Origin of the sequence: Limnohabitans sp. Bal53, assembly GCF_003063355.1 — a bacterium.
Classification (GTDB): Bacteria; Pseudomonadota; Gammaproteobacteria; order Burkholderiales; family Burkholderiaceae_C; genus Limnohabitans_A.
On record NZ_NESH01000003.1, the window covers coordinates 282,895 to 296,635 of the forward strand.

Here is a 13,741-nt window from a genome sequence, read left to right on the forward strand (position 1 = left end):
CCTGAGTTTTCCATTTTTTTGTCCAGTGCACCGCGCACGCCCCACCACGCACAGCCAGGTGTCTTTATGAAAATCAATGCGCTGCAAGACCTGAAACAAGTGCGCCAAAAGTTGGCCGAGGCCCACGCGCAAGCCCAAGCTTTGGCGGCGGCCCAAGCGCTGGCGGCGCGCCAGCGCGAAGCTGAAAGCAACCTGTTTGTGCGTGCCGTGGGTGTTGTGCAGCGCTTGCCTGAACATGACCTTGTCAAGCTGGATGGCCCCAGCCCTGCGCCAATTGCGCACCAACGCCAAAAGGACAACGAGGCGGTGCTGCGCGATTGCTTGAGTGACGAGTTCGATGCCAGCACCTTGCTCGACACCGATGAAGCTCTGAGTTTTCGCCGCCCGGGTATAGGGCGCGATGTGATCCACAAACTCCGCAAAGGCGATTGGTCCATTCAGCGTGAGATCGATCTGCACGGCCTGCGCAGCGACGAAGCGCGCGTGGCCTTGTCGGAGTTCATCCGCCTGGCGCACCGCCAGGGACTGCGTTGCCTGCGGGTGGTGCACGGCAAAGGCTTGGGTTCGCCCGGCAAAACGCCGGTGCTCAAGTCCAAAGTGCACAGCTGGCTGGTGCAGAAAAACCAGGTCATGGCCTTCGTGCAGGCCAAGCCTGCCGAGGGCGGTGCGGGGGCCTTGGTGGTCTTGCTCAAGCCCGGTGGTTGAGCGCAGCGCCTGCCCTCAACCCGGCGCTTGGGCCTGAGCGCACGCCACTTGAACCAAAGCGCGCTGTCCGTCTTCGTCCTGGCGCATGGCGCTCAGGCAACCACCCCATACGCAGCCTGTGTCCAAAGACCAGATGTCGCTGCGGCCTTGCCAGCCCAAAGTGGACCAATGGCCAAAGGCCACGGTGGTATCCGCCGTGCGCCGCCCCGGTACATCAAACCAAGGCATGAAGCCGGCTGGTGCTTGCGCGGCGCTGTCCTTGGTGGCGAATTCCATGGTGCCATCGGCCGCGCAAAAGCGCAGCCGCGTCAAGGCATTGACGACCACGCGCCAACGGTCTAGGCCCGTCAAATCGTCGCGCCACGCGGCGGGCTCATTGCCGTACATGTGGGCTAAAAAATAGGGCAAATCCGGCCCGCGCAAAACGGCCTGTACCTCGTCCGCCAAGGACAAGGTCTGCGTCAAGGTCCAGCTGGGCAGTACCCCTGCATGCACCGACAACACCCCGTGTGACCACAGCGCCAGGTGTTGCTGGCGCAGCCAGCCGAACAAAATTTCTCGGTCAGGCGCTTGCAGCAGACCATCCAGTGTGTCCAGTCGCTTGGTGCGACTGAAGCCCCAGGCCACGGCCAGGGCGTGCAAATCATGGTTGCCCAACAGGCACTGCACACTGCCTTGCAGCGCCATCAAGCGGCGCAGCACGCCAGCAGAGTCCGGGCCCCGGTTGACCAAGTCTCCCAAGACGATCAAGTGGTCGCGGCTGGGCGAAAAATCCACTTCGTCCAGTAAACGTGCCAAGGGCGAGTCACAGCCTTGAATGTCACCAACCCAGTAAACCGACATACGCACCCTTTATTCGCCAGATCCCCCACGGGGCCCAAGTTTGGGATATTGTGGGCCAGATTGACCAAGATTTTCTGGGGCATTGCGCTTCATGGACAGTTGATGATTAAAAAATATCCCGTCAGATCCAATGGCAACGATATTTCACGCGTCCTAATTGAAGTCATGATCAACCGGTATTCTCAAATAAAACCGTTTTGATGTACATTAGCGCTCTGTCATTATCTATTGAGGTTAAACCATGTCCTTGTCTTATAAAGAATTATTGGAAAAACGTGAAGCTTTGGAGCGTGAAATTGCCCAAGCACGTCAAAATGAAATCTCCAGTGCCGTGGCCAAGGTGCGCGAACTGGTGGCTGAATACGGCCTGACTGTTCAGGATGTTTTTCCTGGCCGTGCTGCCAAAACTTCGGTGACCAAGTCCGTGAGCAAAGTGGCCGCAAAATACCGCGATCCTGTCACAGGTCAAACTTGGACTGGACGCGGCAAGGCTCCAAAGTGGATTGAAGGCCAAGACCGTTCACCTTTTGTGATTGCTTGAGCCAGTTGGCCTGAATTCAAGGTGAATTCAATTTGATTATTTGGTTTTGACTGAATATCTTGTTGCTTTTGTCTATCAACAACTGACCCCGCCTCTGCGGGGTCAGTTGTTTTAGGCGTGTGCTTTACGTTTGATCCATCAGCCTACAATGTTGGGTGATTTGGTTTGCCTGATAAGGATAGGGTTTCGTCTTGAATTCTGAGATTGTTGATAATGAAAGCCAAGGCTTGAGTCGCTGGTATCTGGCCTACACCAAGCCCAGACAGGAATCTGTGGCCTTGGTGAATTTGGAGCAGCAAGGCTTTGACGTCTATTTGCCCTTGTTCAAAAAATTCAAAAAAACCGAACAAGGCCCGGTGGCGCTGTTTGAGCCCATGTTTCCGCGCTACATCTTGTTTCGCCCCAGACGTCCAGAACAAAGCATTTCAGTGGTGCGCAGCACCAAGGGTGTGACCACGATGGTTCGTTTTGGTTTTGAGCCGGCGGTGTTGAACGACGATGTCGTCCAGCGGATACGCCAGATTGAGCAATTGCGCGAGCAGGCCACGATCGAGGAACTCAACCAACTCAAGGTGGGGCAAAAAGTGCGTCTCAAGCACACCGCTTTGGGGGCCATTGAAGGTTTGGTGCACAACGTGTCCAGCAAAAGGGTGGCGGTGTTGTTGGAGATTTTGGGGCGACCCACCGTGGTGCAGGTGGATCACCATCAGGTTGAACTCAGCGTTTGATGCTGGCCTGCCCGAGCGTCACAAAGGGGCAGAGGAGCCAAAGCGCCGGTCGCGCGTAGCGAACCAAGCCAGCGCTTGTTTCAGGGTGTCGGGCGAGAAGTCTGGCCACAGCTCGTCGCAGAAAAACAGCTCGGCATAAGCCGCTTGCCAGAGCAAAAAGTTGCTCACCCTCGACTCGCCGCCCGTGCGGATCAGCAAATCCACCTCCGGTGCATCGGCTGTGCTCAGGTAGGGGGCGAGCGCTTCTTCGGTGAGGGTATCCAAAGACTTGTCTGGGTGCGCCTTTTGCCAGGCTTTGGTCGCCTGAAGCATGTCCCAGCGACCGCCGTAATTGGCGCAAATGTTCAAGGTGATGACCGCGTTGTTGGCCGTTTGGGCCTGAGCATCAGCGATGAGCGTTTGCAAGGCCGGTGAAAAACGGCTGGTGTCACCCAGTACCTTCAGCCGTACCCCGTTGGTGTTCATGCTCCGAATTTCCTTTTTCAGGTAAGTCGTGAACAAGCCCATGAGGCTGCTGACCTCTTCTTCGGGGCGTTTCCAGTTTTCGGTGCTGAAGGCAAACAGGCTCAGTTGCGGGATGCCGATTTCTCCGCAGGTTTTGACGATGTCGCGCACCCGCTGCGCGCCGGCTGCATGCCCCAAAGCCGCAGGCATGAAACGCTTTTTGGCCCAGCGTCGATTGCCGTCCATGATGATGGCAATGTGCTGTGGCAGAGAGGGAGTGGTGGGTGACAAATGCAAAAGAGTAATTCTTTTAGAAACAAGATCAGATTTTAGTGGCTCTAGAGCCATGGTTGCCAGACAAATGCCAAGACCGTGCTGCAACACCTCAAAAAATTCTAGACGGGATGCCTGGGCTGTGGCGAACGGTTGATTTGTGTGTGTGGTGTTAAGGTGTTCTTGCCACTTGGCCTCAGTTCCTGAAATTGAGCAGCCCATTCAGCTTGGGAGCACGTCGAGTGTTGTTGCCATTTGACATTTGGCATTTGGCATTTGGCACCCAAGGAGACCCCATGACCCCCCAAATTCAGGAATTTCTGGACCGTATCCAGCAGCTGGAGGCGGCCATTGAGCAAGAGGCCAAAAGCCGGCGCCAGCAGTGGCAGGCCGATTTTGAAGAGCGCAAGGTGCGCTTTGCAAAAGAGGTGCTGGCGCAGCAAAAGCGCTTCAAGGCCGGTTTGCTCGGATATGTGCTCACGGCCGATTGGCGACATGTGCTGTGCGTCCCTTTCATTTACCCGGTGCTGCTGCCCATGCTGCTGCTCGACGCCTTCATCACGCTCTACCAATGGGTGTGTTTCCCTTTGTGTGGCATTCCCCGAGTCAAGCGCTCAGGTTATTTTGTGTACGACCGCACGCACCTGGCCTATTTGAATTGGCTGGAAAAAATCAACTGCGCGTATTGCTCTTATGGCAATGGTCTGATGGCTTATGGCCGCGAGGTGGTGGCCCTGACCGAAAAATACTGGTGCCCGATCAAACACGCCCGCCGCAGAATGCAAGCGCATGGGCACTACCACGGCTTTGCCGATTACGGCGACGCCGAGAACTACCGCGCTGAATTGGCACGTTTGCGCACCGAGCTCAAGGCGATGGTCGCCGCAGCAGCTGCCGCGGCGGATGCTGCGGCCTCGCTGCATTCAAAGAACTGAAGACGGCAGAACCTGGGGCGGCCTGAAAAACGACAACGGTTGAGCCCGCAGGCGTTGGCCGATGGCCCGTCGGATGCGGTAGCGGTTGACGCCACTGACGCCTTGTGAGGCCAAGGCCACCCGAAAGGCCAGGTAAAAACTCACGCCCAGGTTGAGCGGGCCAATGACGGCCAGGCCGGCCAATGCCCAAGCAAATGCAGGGGTGTTCAGTGCCGGCAGGCCCAGTGTGAATGCCGCAGCTGCGATTTGACCGGCCGCGAGGGTGACATGGCGCACATCCAAGCCCAGTCCGAAAAACAAGGCAATCACTGGCACCAGCCCCAGCATCAGGCCCAGCGAAATGTTGGCCGCCAGGCCCGAGATGTTGTGCTGCAAATACAAGCCCACACGCTCAGCACCGCGCACCCCTATCCAGCGGCGCAGCCGGGGGTGGTAGCGCAGAGCCGAGTCAAGTCGGTGCAACACAAAGGCGTTTTCTACCCAGCCCGCGATGATGCTGGAGGCAAACAAAAGCACACCTGTGAAAGCCGCAAACAATGCTGTGGGGCCGAGCAAGCTGACGGAAGACAGCACGTAGCGGGCTTCGGCTTCATTGGCCAAGGGGTTCAGGCCCAGTTGGATCAAGCCCCAGCATATGAGCAAGACCACAGGCACCACCGCCAACAGGTTGCCCAAAATGGCGGCGATCTGTGAGCGAAACAGGTGGGCGACTTCGTCCACAAAGCCTTCCACACCGTCGTCGTTGTCAATGTGTTTCAGTTTGGCCGCCATCGCTGGCGCGGTCACGGCAGGTTGCTTGGTGGCCACCGTCCAGTGCAGCAGCATCACCAAAACAAACGACAAGGCGTAGTTGGTGCCCGCTGCCAAGCCCGCCCAAAAGGGCGACAGGGCCAGGGCCGTGATGGCGAATTTGGCCCAGGTCGTCAGACCGATGACCGCACCGCCGCCCAAGGCTTTTCCCAGCATGCGTCGGTACTCGGTCAAGTTACGGGTGATGTAATGTTCACCGCTTTCGGCGCTGCGCTGCGCCACTTTTTCGGCCAGCATGTGGCTGTTGGCTGCCCACAGGCTGCCGATGCTGCGGCTGTCGTGGCTAACTTGGGCCAGGTGTGCAAGCAGGGCCAGCATGGCGGGTACTGGTGCATGCGTGAGTAAAGCCTCCAGCAGGTGTTTGCAGCGGATCACCAAGTGGCGCAACTGGCGCAAGCGGAACACGATGCCCACCGAGATGCCATGTTCCTGCAGGTGCGAATAGACGGTGTAGGCGGCATGGCGACACTCGTCGAGTTGATCTTTCAGTCCTTGGGCGGCGGCTTGACATTCGGGGCTATGTGGGCCACTGCGCTGCAGCGTTTGGCGAAAAGTTTCCAGGGCCATGGGCAGTTCGTGAAAGGGCCGTGTGTTTTCGTCGCGGCTGGCCATCCGGGTGCGGATTTCAGCCGAATGCCCGGTGGCGTTGACTTGGCCCACGCAATAGGTCAAGGCATCCATCAAACTGGCCTGCAAAGCCGGTGGCGCTTGTGTGGGTGCATGGGGCAAAACCAAGCGGGTCAGGCCGCTGAGGGTGTGTTCGTCCAGGTCTTGAAGCCACTGCACGTCAAAGGGCTCTGGTTTTAAAAACAAAAACAAGGCACCGAGGTCTCGTGTATCGGGCGTGGAGGGCAGCAGTTTCATGCGCAGGCGGTGACCCAGGTCGCTGATGAAGGCCGCGCGTGAGGCAAAGCCCAAGTCGGCCAGCAGCGGCGTGGCATCTGCATCGGTCACAAAGCCCTGCCACCAGGCTTGCCAGGCCTGTGTCATTTCCGGGCGGGCCAGCAAAGCATCCACCAACAGGCCCAAACGAGCCGCCGCTTGCTTGGGAGACTGGCGGTCGCCGCGCACCCATTGCAGCACATCGTTCAGCCACAAATGCCGGTCTACCCGGTGCGTGAGCCGAGGCAGTTGTTCGGTCAGGTTTAACAAGTTGGGCGAGGAAGCCATGAAATTCAAGGTAATGGGTAAAAACCCTGACCTTAACGCAAAAACGTGTCGCGCCATCGACAGTCTCTGTTCAATAAGGTCCATACAGTTATGGCATGAAAACTTTTGCAAATTTGGCTGAATTGGCCGCATGCGTCGGCCAAGATGTGGCCGCGACCGAATGGGTCACCATCACCCAGCAACAGGTCAATCAGTTCGCTGAGGCCACGGGTGATCACCAATGGATCCACGTGGATGTGGAGCGAGCCCAGCAAGGCCCCTTTGGTGCACCGATTGCGCACGGCTTTTTGACCTTGTCACTGCTGTCACAGTTCTTTGACAAAACCATTCAGATCAGTGCCAAAAGCATGGGCGTGAATTACGGCCTGAACAAGGTGCGCTTCATGGCCCCGGTGCCGGTGGGCAGTCGTCTGCGGGCGCACCTGCATTTGCATTCGGCCACACCTATAGAAGGCAACGGCCTGCAGCTGCAATGGAATGTGACGGTCGAGCGTGAGGGCAGTGACAAACCGGTGTGTGCAGCCGAGTCACTGGTGCGTATTTACGCCTGAGGAGGCAGTCCTGGCGCTGGGCTGGCTCCGGCAAAGCCGTGTTGTCGCCAGGCCTCGAACACGGTCACAGCCACCGCGTTCGACAAGTTCAGGCTCCGCTGTCCTTCACGCATGGGCAGCTTGATGCGTTGGGCTGGGGCGAACAGTTCGCGCAACTCTGGCGACAGGCCCCGTGTTTCCGAGCCAAACACCAGCCAGTCGCCTGGGGCAAAAGCCACCCCGTGGGCAGCGCGGCTGCCGCGAGTGGTCAGGGCGAACATGCGCTCGGGCTCGGGTTTTTCTTGGGCTAAAAATGAAGCCCAGTCCGCATGGCGACGCAGATCGGCGTACTCGTGGTAATCCAAGCCTGCGCGGCGCATGTGTTTGTCGTCCATCGAAAAACCCAAGGGTTCGATCAGGTGCAGCGTGCAGCCGGTATTGGCCGCCAAGCGGATGACGTTGCCGGTGTTCGGCGGGATTTCGGGCTCAACCAGGACGATATGGAACATGGCCTGTATTGTGCCTTGGCCTTCAGGCGTTGCCCCCTGCTTCGGTGCGTGCCAGCACCAGTGCGCTGACCTTCACCGCTCCTGCCTCGCGCAGTACCCGGGCTGCGGTGTGCAAAGAGGCGCCGCTGGTCATCACGTCGTCGATCAGCAGCATCTTTTTGCCGCGCAACTGCACGGCCCGCAATGGCTCCACTGCAAAAGCCCCCTCCAGATTGGCCAGCCGCTCGGCCCGGGGCAGGGTGCGCTGCGAAGGTGTATCGCGGGTTCGCAGCAGCAAACGGGCATCGGCTTTGTGCGGGCTCAGATGGCGCGCCAGCAGCCAGGATTGGTTGAACCCGCGCTCAGCCAGGCGCTGAGCGGACAGGGGAATCGGCAGCACCCAGTCGGCCTCGTCCAGCGTGTCTTCTGCCCAAGGGGCGCTCAGCATCAGGGTGGCCAAAGGCCCGGCCCAGCCGGGTTGTTGTTGGAATTTGTAGCGGGCGATCAGGTCCACCCAGGGCCAGGCGTAGGCGGTGGCCGTCAGGCACAGGTCCAGCGGGGGTGGTGATTTCAGGCAAGCGCCGCAGCGCCTGGCCGGGTGGGGCAAGGGCAGGGCGCAACTGGGGCAGCGGCGTTGGGGTTGGGCAAAGCGGGCGATGCAGGTCTCGCACAGCGGCGACTGGGGCCAGCTTTGGCAGATGGCACAGCGGCTGGGCAGCCAGCGCCAAAACCCACCGATGCGCGGCGTGCCGGATGGGTTCAACAAGCCCTCAAGCCATGCGGTTCTCATGGAGTCAATATACTCAGCCCGGGCTGTCGGAACAAGCGTAAAACCTGTTGGCGCTTGTGTGCACACTGCCCCTTTCAGACACCCCACCCCATGACCCAAGCCCTTCGCCCCCCTTCTTTGGACCCCGTGGCCGCTGCCCGGTGGCAGGCCTTGCTCGTGCAAGCCGCGCAGTCGCCTTGGTTGCATGAAGAAGTGGCCTCGCGCATGCAAGAGCGCCTGGACTTTATCAAGCTGCAGCCTTTGCACTGGGTCCATTGGGGCCCATTGCGCGGCGGCCTGGCGGCGCAAAGCGCTTTGGAGCAACGCTACCCCAAGGCCCAGGTGTGGCTGGCTGGCGAGTCCCCAGGGCATGCACAGTTCACCCGCCAGGCGCTGCAAGCTCCATGGTGGCAGGCCCGGCACTGGCGTGGGCCCAATCGGCATGAGGGTTTGCCGCCTGATCACACGGCGCACATGTTGTGGGCCAACATGCACTTGCATGCCAGCGCGGAGCCCCAAGCCTTGCTGCAAACCTGGCACCGGGCCTTGGCGGTGGATGGATTTCTGATGTTTTCTTGCCTGGGGCCTGACACGCTGCGTGACTTGCGTCAGGTGTATGCCCGGGCCGGCTGGCCCGAGCCCGCGCACGCATTCACCGACATGCACGACTGGGGCGATATGCTGGTGGAGGCCGGTTTTGCCGAGCCAGTCATGGACATGGAGCGCATCACATTGACGTATGCCAGTCCTGACGCATTGCTGGCGGAGTTGCGCAGCTTGGGGCGTAATTTGCACCTGCAGCGCTTTCAGGGCTTGCGCACGCGTCGGTGGCGTGATCGCTTGTCAGAAGCCTTGCTGGCGCTAGCCCGGCCAGAAGAGGGTGGGCGCCTGTCTTTGGGGTTCGAGATCGTTTACGGCCACGCCCTGAAGCCTCAGCCGCGAATGAAAATGGCAGCAAAAACCGAAATAGGACTGGATCAGATGCGGCATATGCTGCATTCGGGTGGGGGTATAGGCGGCAAAGTTTGAGAAACGTCAAAAGATGTTTTGATCTCAGGTAAAATCCGCGCGTTTTGACCATTAAACATGCTTGACAGGGTGTTAGGTTATTGAAAGTTGACAGATGTCAAATCAAACTTATCAATTCGCGCAAGTGTCGGGACCGGCTGTTCAATGGCGGCTCAAACGCAATTGCTCGGTCACGCCGGCCCAGTTGGGCTGGATGTACCTGTCGCTGTGCACGGTGTCTTTGGGCATTGGTGTTTTCTTTTGGTTGCAAGGGGCTACTTTGGTGTTGGCCTTTGCAGGTCTGGAAGTGGCAGTCTTGGGCTTGGCTTTTTTGGCCTATGCCCGTCACGCTGCTGATGGTGAAATGATTTCGCTGCAAGGCAGCAACCTGGTGGTGGAGCTGGAGACGGCAGGCCGCTTGGAGAGGGCTGAATTCGCGCGCCAATGGGTGCGGGTTGAGCCCAAGTCTGGAGATCAAAGCCTGATCGAGTTGTCGGGTCAAGGTCGAACGATCGAGGTGGGGCGCTTTGTCAGGCCCGAGCTCCGGCAAGTGCTGGCGCGAGAAATCAGGAAGGCATTGCGCTCTGCGTGATGCCGTGTGGTCAGCCGGATTTGTCCGGCCAGGCCCAAGGTGTGAGTTCAACAGAGTCTTGGAAGTTAGTGAGAACCATGAAGAATATTTCCAACCAATTGGCTTCGCTGCTATCCCGCGCGGGCATTTTTGCAGGCGCTTGGGTGGCTACGGCTGCTCACGCTGTCAATGATTTGCCGGGCGGCCCTGCGGTCAATCAGCTCAATTTGCATCCACCGGTGACCAAGATTGCCGAAGAGCAGCAATGGCTGCACTGGATGATGTTGATCATCTGTACCGTCATCTTCATTGCCGTTTTTGCGGTGATGTTCTATTCCATCTGGAAGCACCGCAAGTCGGTGGGTCACAAACCCGCTACCTTCACCGAGTCCATCACGGTTGAAGTGGTGTGGACGGCCGTGCCATTCTTGATCGTGATCCTCATGGCCTTGCCTGCCACCAAAGTGCTGGTGGCCCAGAAAGACACCACCAACGCAGACTTGACCGTCAAGGTCACCGGCTACCAGTGGAAATGGGGTTACGACTACATCAAGGGCGAAGGTGAAGGCCTGAGCTACATCTCCACGCTCGATTCTTCGCACCGCGCCATGTCTGATGCGGGCCAGCCAGCAGGTGACAACTACTTGCTCAAAGTGGATAACCCACTAGTAGTGCCAGTTAATCAAAAGATTCGAGTCATCACCACTGCCAACGACGTGATCCACGCATTCATGGTGCCAGCCTTTGGTATCAAGCAAGATGCGATCCCCGGTTTTGTGCGTGACACTTGGTTCCGCGCCGAGAAAACGGGTGACTTCTACGGTCAGTGCGCCGAATTGTGCGGCAAGGAGCACGCCTACATGCCTATCCATGTCAAGGTGTTGTCCGCTGCCGATTACGCTGCTTGGGTTGATACTGAGAAGAAAAAACAAGCTGCCAAAGCCGATGATCCAGCCAAAGTCTGGGCGTTGGACGATTTGTCCAAGCGAGGCGAAAAAGTCTATGCAGCCAACTGCGCGGCTTGCCACCAAGCCAATGGCAAGGGTGCCGGCTCGATCAAGGCGCTTGATGGCTCATCCATCGTTCTTGATGCGGACCATTCCAAGCAAATTGCCATCATGCTCAATGGCGCTGGCAATGGTGCCATGCCTGCATGGAAGCAGTTGTCGGACACCGAAATCGCTGCTGTGATCACCTACACCAAAAACAACTGGTCCAACAAGACCGGGCAAATCGTGCAACCGGCTGAAGTTCTGGCCGCTCGCAAATAAGCCGTACCGTTTATAAATCAAAGGAAATCAAGATGAGTGCCGTTCTAGACCATCACGATCACGCCCATGACGACCACGGTCACGCGCCTGCGGGCTGGCGTCGTTGGGTGTATGCCACCAACCACAAAGACATTGGTACTTTGTACCTCTTGTTCAGTTTTGCCATGCTCATGATTGGCGGCGTTTTGGCATTGGGTATCCGTGCCGAACTCTTCCAGCCTGGCTTGCAAATTGTGAACCCTGAGCTGTTCAACCAGTTCACGACGATGCACGGCATCATCATGGTGTTCGGTGCGATCATGCCTGCCTTTGTGGGTTTTGCGAACTGGATGCTGCCGCTGCAAATCGGCGCATCTGACATGGCCTTTGCCCGCATGAACAACTTCAGCTTCTGGCTGATGATTCCTGCAGCTGGCATGCTGGTGGGTTCGTTCTTCATGCCTGGTGGCGCACCTGCCGCTGGTTGGACTTTGTATGCACCCCTGACCCTGCAAATGGGTCCTTCCATGGACGCTGGTATTTTTGCCATGCACATCCTGGGTGCCTCGTCCATCATGGGTTCGATCAACATCATCGTGACCATCTTGAACATGCGCGCCCCTGGCATGACCTTGATGAAGATGCCCATGTTCGCCTGGACATGGTTGATCACCGCTTACTTGTTGATTGCCGTGATGCCCGTGTTGGCCGGCGCGATCACCATGACCCTGACAGACCGCCACTTTGGCACCAGCTTCTTCAACCCCGCTGGTGGTGGTGACCCGGTCATGTACCAGCACATCTTCTGGTTCTTTGGTCACCCCGAGGTGTACATCATGATCTTGCCGGCCTTCGGCATCATCAGCCAGATCGTGCCTGCTTTCGCACGCAAGAAGTTGTTCGGTTACGCCTCCATGGTGTACGCCACATCGTCCATCGCGATCTTGTCCTTTATCGTGTGGGCGCACCACATGTTCACCACTGGCATGCCGGTCACTGGTCAGCTGTTCTTCATGTACGCCACGATGTTGATCGCCGTGCCGACCGCCGTGAAGATTTTCAACTGGATTGCCACCATGTGGCGTGGCTCCATGACCTTTGAAACCCCCATGCTGTTCGCTGTGGGCTTCATCTTCGTGTTCACCATGGGTGGCTTTACAGGTTTGATCTTGGCCATGGCCCCGATCGACATCCAGTTGCAAGACACTTATTACGTGGTGGCCCACTTCCACTACGTGCTGGTGGCAGGTTCCCTGTTTGCACTGTTCGCTGGTGTTTACTACTGGATTCCCAAGTGGACCGGTGTGATGTACAACGAAACGCGCGGCAAGATCCACTTCTGGTGGTCGCTGATCTCCTTCAACGTCACTTTCTTCCCGATGCACTTCTTGGGTCTGGCTGGCATGCCCCGTCGTTATGCCGACTACCCCATGCAGTTCGCCGACTTCAACATGATCGCTTCGGTCGGCTCCTTCTTCTTTGGCTTTGCTCAGGTGTATTTCTTCCTGTTCATCGTCTTGCCTGCCATGATGGGCAAGGGCGAGAAAGCGCCTCAGAAGCCATGGGAAGCCGCTGAAGGCTTGGAGTGGGAAGTGCCTTCACCAGCACCCTTCCACACCTTTGAGAACCCACCCAAGCTGGACGCAACCGCGACCCGCGTGATCGGTTGATGCGACCATGGCCATGACCCCTGAACAAAGAAAAAGCAATGTGCGCCTGGGCCTCATACTGGCCTCGGTAGCGCTGGCCGTGTTGGTCGGTTTTGTGGCCAAGTTGTTGATCCTCAACCCTTGAAAGAGCACGATGAACCTGCGCATTGAGAATCTGAGGATGGTGGGCAAGCTGGCGATCATCACCGCTGGCATGTTCGGCTTCGGTTATGCGCTGGTTCCCATCTACAGGGCCATCTGCGACATCACGGGGATCAACGTATTGTCGATATCCGAAACCCAAGTGCCGGGCAACGCGAAGGCTGGCAAAGCCGCCGAAGTCTTGCGCAACAGCCAAGTGGATACCACTCGCACCATCACAGTGGAGTTCGATGCGAATGTGCGCGGCCCTTGGGATTTCAAACCCGAAAAGCGCAGCATGCAGGTGCATCCGGGTGAGCTCAGTACCGTCATGTACGAATTTCAAAACGTGCAAAACCGACCCATGGTAGCTCAAGCCATTCCAAGTTATGCACCAAGGCAAGCTGCCAGTCATTTCAACAAGCTGGAATGCTTTTGCTTCAACGAGTACACCTTGGCGCCTGGCGAGAAAAAATCTTGGCCGGTCGCATTTGTGATCGATCCCAAGCTGTCCAAAGACGTGACGACCATCACGCTGTCCTACACCTTCTTTGAGGTGGGCGGCAAGACACCCGCGGCCCCAACAGCGCCATTGGCAGCTGCTGTTCAGCCATTGCCACTCAAGACAGGTCTGGGTTCATGAGCACACCCGGACTGCCCGTTTCCAAAACGTCCTGGTTGCGCACCATCCAGGCCGTTCTTTGGTCATTTGTCGGTCTTCGCAAGAATGCCGAGTACCAACAAGACATTGAAAAGCTCAACCCGTTCCACATCATTGGTGTGGCCATCGGCGCGGCATTGTTGTTTGTGCTGGGGCTGATTGCCCTGGTCAATTGGGTCGTGGTTCAGCCCACCGGCCTATAACCCGCAAAAATAAGATTTCGAT

The 13,741-nt window shown here is 57.8% G+C and carries 17 protein-coding genes; 12 read left to right on the forward strand and 5 right to left on the reverse strand.

Annotated features, from left to right (window positions below):
* The first annotated feature begins 66 nt into the window (after positions 1-66).
* A complete protein-coding gene (locus tag B9Z50_RS10955) occupies positions 67-705 on the forward strand; it encodes a Smr/MutS family protein (protein ID WP_108364412.1) in 639 nt (212 codons plus the stop codon).
* Positions 706-720: 15 nt separating this feature from the next.
* On the opposite strand, the gene B9Z50_RS10960 is transcribed toward B9Z50_RS10955, so the two are convergent.
* Positions 721-1,548, reverse strand: coding sequence for a symmetrical bis(5'-nucleosyl)-tetraphosphatase (locus B9Z50_RS10960; RefSeq protein WP_108364232.1), 828 nt, complete (start codon positions 1,546-1,548; stop codon positions 721-723).
* Positions 1,549-1,789: 241 nt separating this feature from the next.
* Between B9Z50_RS10960 and B9Z50_RS10965 the strand changes: the two genes are divergently transcribed.
* Together B9Z50_RS10965 and B9Z50_RS10970 are read left to right on the forward strand one after the other, a co-directional pair.
* Positions 1,790-2,089, forward strand: a complete 300-nt coding sequence (locus B9Z50_RS10965) for an H-NS histone family protein (protein ID WP_108364234.1) — start codon at positions 1,790-1,792, stop codon at positions 2,087-2,089.
* Between the two features lie 191 nt (positions 2,090-2,280).
* Positions 2,281-2,817: a transcription termination/antitermination protein NusG gene (locus B9Z50_RS10970; RefSeq protein WP_108364236.1), complete on the forward strand. Its 537-nt coding sequence runs from the start codon at positions 2,281-2,283 to the stop codon at positions 2,815-2,817.
* 18 nt (positions 2,818-2,835) lie between these two features.
* Here B9Z50_RS10970 and uppS read toward each other — a convergent pair whose 3' ends face one another.
* Positions 2,836-3,558 carry a polyprenyl diphosphate synthase gene (uppS, locus tag B9Z50_RS10975; protein ID WP_233249834.1) on the reverse strand — a complete coding sequence of 241 codons (723 nt, stop codon included), beginning with the start codon at positions 3,556-3,558 and terminating at the stop codon, positions 2,836-2,838.
* Positions 3,559-3,830: 272 nt separating this feature from the next.
* Between uppS and B9Z50_RS10980 the strand changes: the two genes are divergently transcribed.
* Positions 3,831-4,469, forward strand: coding sequence for a hypothetical protein (locus B9Z50_RS10980; RefSeq protein WP_108364414.1), 639 nt, complete (start codon positions 3,831-3,833; stop codon positions 4,467-4,469).
* Here B9Z50_RS10980 and B9Z50_RS10985 read toward each other — a convergent pair.
* Entirely contained in the window at positions 4,458-6,449 is a 1,992-nt protein-coding gene (locus B9Z50_RS10985; RefSeq protein ID WP_108364240.1) for a site-specific recombinase, read from the reverse strand. The genes B9Z50_RS10980 and B9Z50_RS10985 overlap by 12 nt on opposite strands.
* 95 nt (positions 6,450-6,544) lie before the next feature.
* Here B9Z50_RS10985 and B9Z50_RS10990 point away from each other — a divergent pair, with 95 nt between their 5' ends.
* On the forward strand, positions 6,545-7,000 hold the full coding sequence (locus B9Z50_RS10990; RefSeq protein WP_108364242.1) for a MaoC family dehydratase: 456 nt from the start codon (positions 6,545-6,547) through the stop codon (positions 6,998-7,000).
* Here B9Z50_RS10990 and B9Z50_RS10995 read toward each other — a convergent pair.
* Positions 6,991-7,488: a tRNA (cytidine(34)-2'-O)-methyltransferase gene (locus tag B9Z50_RS10995; protein ID WP_108364244.1), complete on the reverse strand. Its 498-nt coding sequence runs from the start codon at positions 7,486-7,488 to the stop codon at positions 6,991-6,993. The genes B9Z50_RS10990 and B9Z50_RS10995 overlap by 10 nt on opposite strands.
* Before the next feature lie 22 nt (positions 7,489-7,510).
* Positions 7,511-8,257 (reverse strand): ComF family protein, encoded by a 747-nt coding sequence (locus tag B9Z50_RS11000; RefSeq protein ID WP_108364246.1) that lies wholly within the window; start codon positions 8,255-8,257, stop codon positions 7,511-7,513.
* Between the two features lie 90 nt (positions 8,258-8,347).
* Between B9Z50_RS11000 and B9Z50_RS11005 the strand changes: the two genes are divergently transcribed.
* From B9Z50_RS11005 to B9Z50_RS11030, 7 genes are all read left to right on the forward strand, one after another.
* On the forward strand, positions 8,348-9,265 hold the full coding sequence (locus B9Z50_RS11005) for a biotin synthase (protein WP_108364248.1): 918 nt from the start codon (positions 8,348-8,350) through the stop codon (positions 9,263-9,265).
* 94 nt (positions 9,266-9,359) lie between these two features.
* On the forward strand, positions 9,360-9,836 hold the full coding sequence (locus B9Z50_RS11010; protein ID WP_108364250.1) for a DUF2244 domain-containing protein: 477 nt from the start codon (positions 9,360-9,362) through the stop codon (positions 9,834-9,836).
* Positions 9,837-9,913: 77 nt separating this feature from the next.
* Complete coding sequence (gene coxB, locus B9Z50_RS11015; protein WP_108364252.1) at positions 9,914-11,086, forward strand: cytochrome c oxidase subunit II; 1,173 nt, start codon at positions 9,914-9,916, stop codon at positions 11,084-11,086.
* Between the two features lie 32 nt (positions 11,087-11,118).
* Entirely contained in the window at positions 11,119-12,735 is a 1,617-nt protein-coding gene (gene ctaD / locus B9Z50_RS11020; protein WP_108364254.1) for a cytochrome c oxidase subunit I, read from the forward strand.
* A 7-nt stretch (positions 12,736-12,742) separates the two neighbouring features.
* Positions 12,743-12,859, forward strand: a complete 117-nt coding sequence (locus B9Z50_RS17980) for a cytochrome oxidase small assembly protein (protein ID WP_370463075.1) — start codon at positions 12,743-12,745, stop codon at positions 12,857-12,859.
* A gap of 9 nt (positions 12,860-12,868) precedes the next feature.
* Positions 12,869-13,498: a cytochrome c oxidase assembly protein gene (locus B9Z50_RS11025; RefSeq protein WP_108364256.1), complete on the forward strand. Its 630-nt coding sequence runs from the start codon at positions 12,869-12,871 to the stop codon at positions 13,496-13,498.
* Positions 13,495-13,719, forward strand: coding sequence for a DUF2970 domain-containing protein (locus B9Z50_RS11030; RefSeq protein WP_108364258.1), 225 nt, complete (start codon positions 13,495-13,497; stop codon positions 13,717-13,719). The genes B9Z50_RS11025 and B9Z50_RS11030 overlap by 4 nt, the downstream gene beginning before the upstream one ends.
* Positions 13,720-13,741: the final 22 nt, after the last annotated feature.

Bases quoted from the DNA above. Each gene is read 5' to 3' on its own strand.
- B9Z50_RS11010 (WP_108364250.1), top strand. From the start codon at position 9,360: ATGTCAAATCAAACTTATCAATTCGCGCAAGTGTCGGGACCGGCTGTT.
- coxB (WP_108364252.1), top strand. From the start codon at position 9,914: ATGAAGAATATTTCCAACCAATTGGCTTCGCTGCTATCCCGCGCGGGC.
- B9Z50_RS17980 (WP_370463075.1), top strand. From the start codon at position 12,743: ATGGCCATGACCCCTGAACAAAGAAAAAGCAATGTGCGCCTGGGCCTC.
- B9Z50_RS11030 (WP_108364258.1), top strand. From the start codon at position 13,495: ATGAGCACACCCGGACTGCCCGTTTCCAAAACGTCCTGGTTGCGCACC.
- B9Z50_RS11000 (WP_108364246.1), bottom strand. From the start codon at position 8,257: ATGAGAACCGCATGGCTTGAGGGCTTGTTGAACCCATCCGGCACGCCG.
- B9Z50_RS11025 (WP_108364256.1), top strand. From the start codon at position 12,869: ATGAACCTGCGCATTGAGAATCTGAGGATGGTGGGCAAGCTGGCGATC.
- B9Z50_RS10990 (WP_108364242.1), top strand. From the start codon at position 6,545: ATGAAAACTTTTGCAAATTTGGCTGAATTGGCCGCATGCGTCGGCCAA.
- B9Z50_RS10995 (WP_108364244.1), bottom strand. From the start codon at position 7,488: ATGTTCCATATCGTCCTGGTTGAGCCCGAAATCCCGCCGAACACCGGC.
- ctaD (WP_108364254.1), top strand. From the start codon at position 11,119: ATGAGTGCCGTTCTAGACCATCACGATCACGCCCATGACGACCACGGT.
- B9Z50_RS10955 (WP_108364412.1), top strand. From the start codon at position 67: ATGAAAATCAATGCGCTGCAAGACCTGAAACAAGTGCGCCAAAAGTTG.
- B9Z50_RS11005 (WP_108364248.1), top strand. From the start codon at position 8,348: ATGACCCAAGCCCTTCGCCCCCCTTCTTTGGACCCCGTGGCCGCTGCC.
- B9Z50_RS10965 (WP_108364234.1), top strand. From the start codon at position 1,790: ATGTCCTTGTCTTATAAAGAATTATTGGAAAAACGTGAAGCTTTGGAG.
- B9Z50_RS10960 (WP_108364232.1), bottom strand. From the start codon at position 1,548: ATGTCGGTTTACTGGGTTGGTGACATTCAAGGCTGTGACTCGCCCTTG.
- B9Z50_RS10985 (WP_108364240.1), bottom strand. From the start codon at position 6,449: ATGGCTTCCTCGCCCAACTTGTTAAACCTGACCGAACAACTGCCTCGG.
- B9Z50_RS10980 (WP_108364414.1), top strand. From the start codon at position 3,831: ATGACCCCCCAAATTCAGGAATTTCTGGACCGTATCCAGCAGCTGGAG.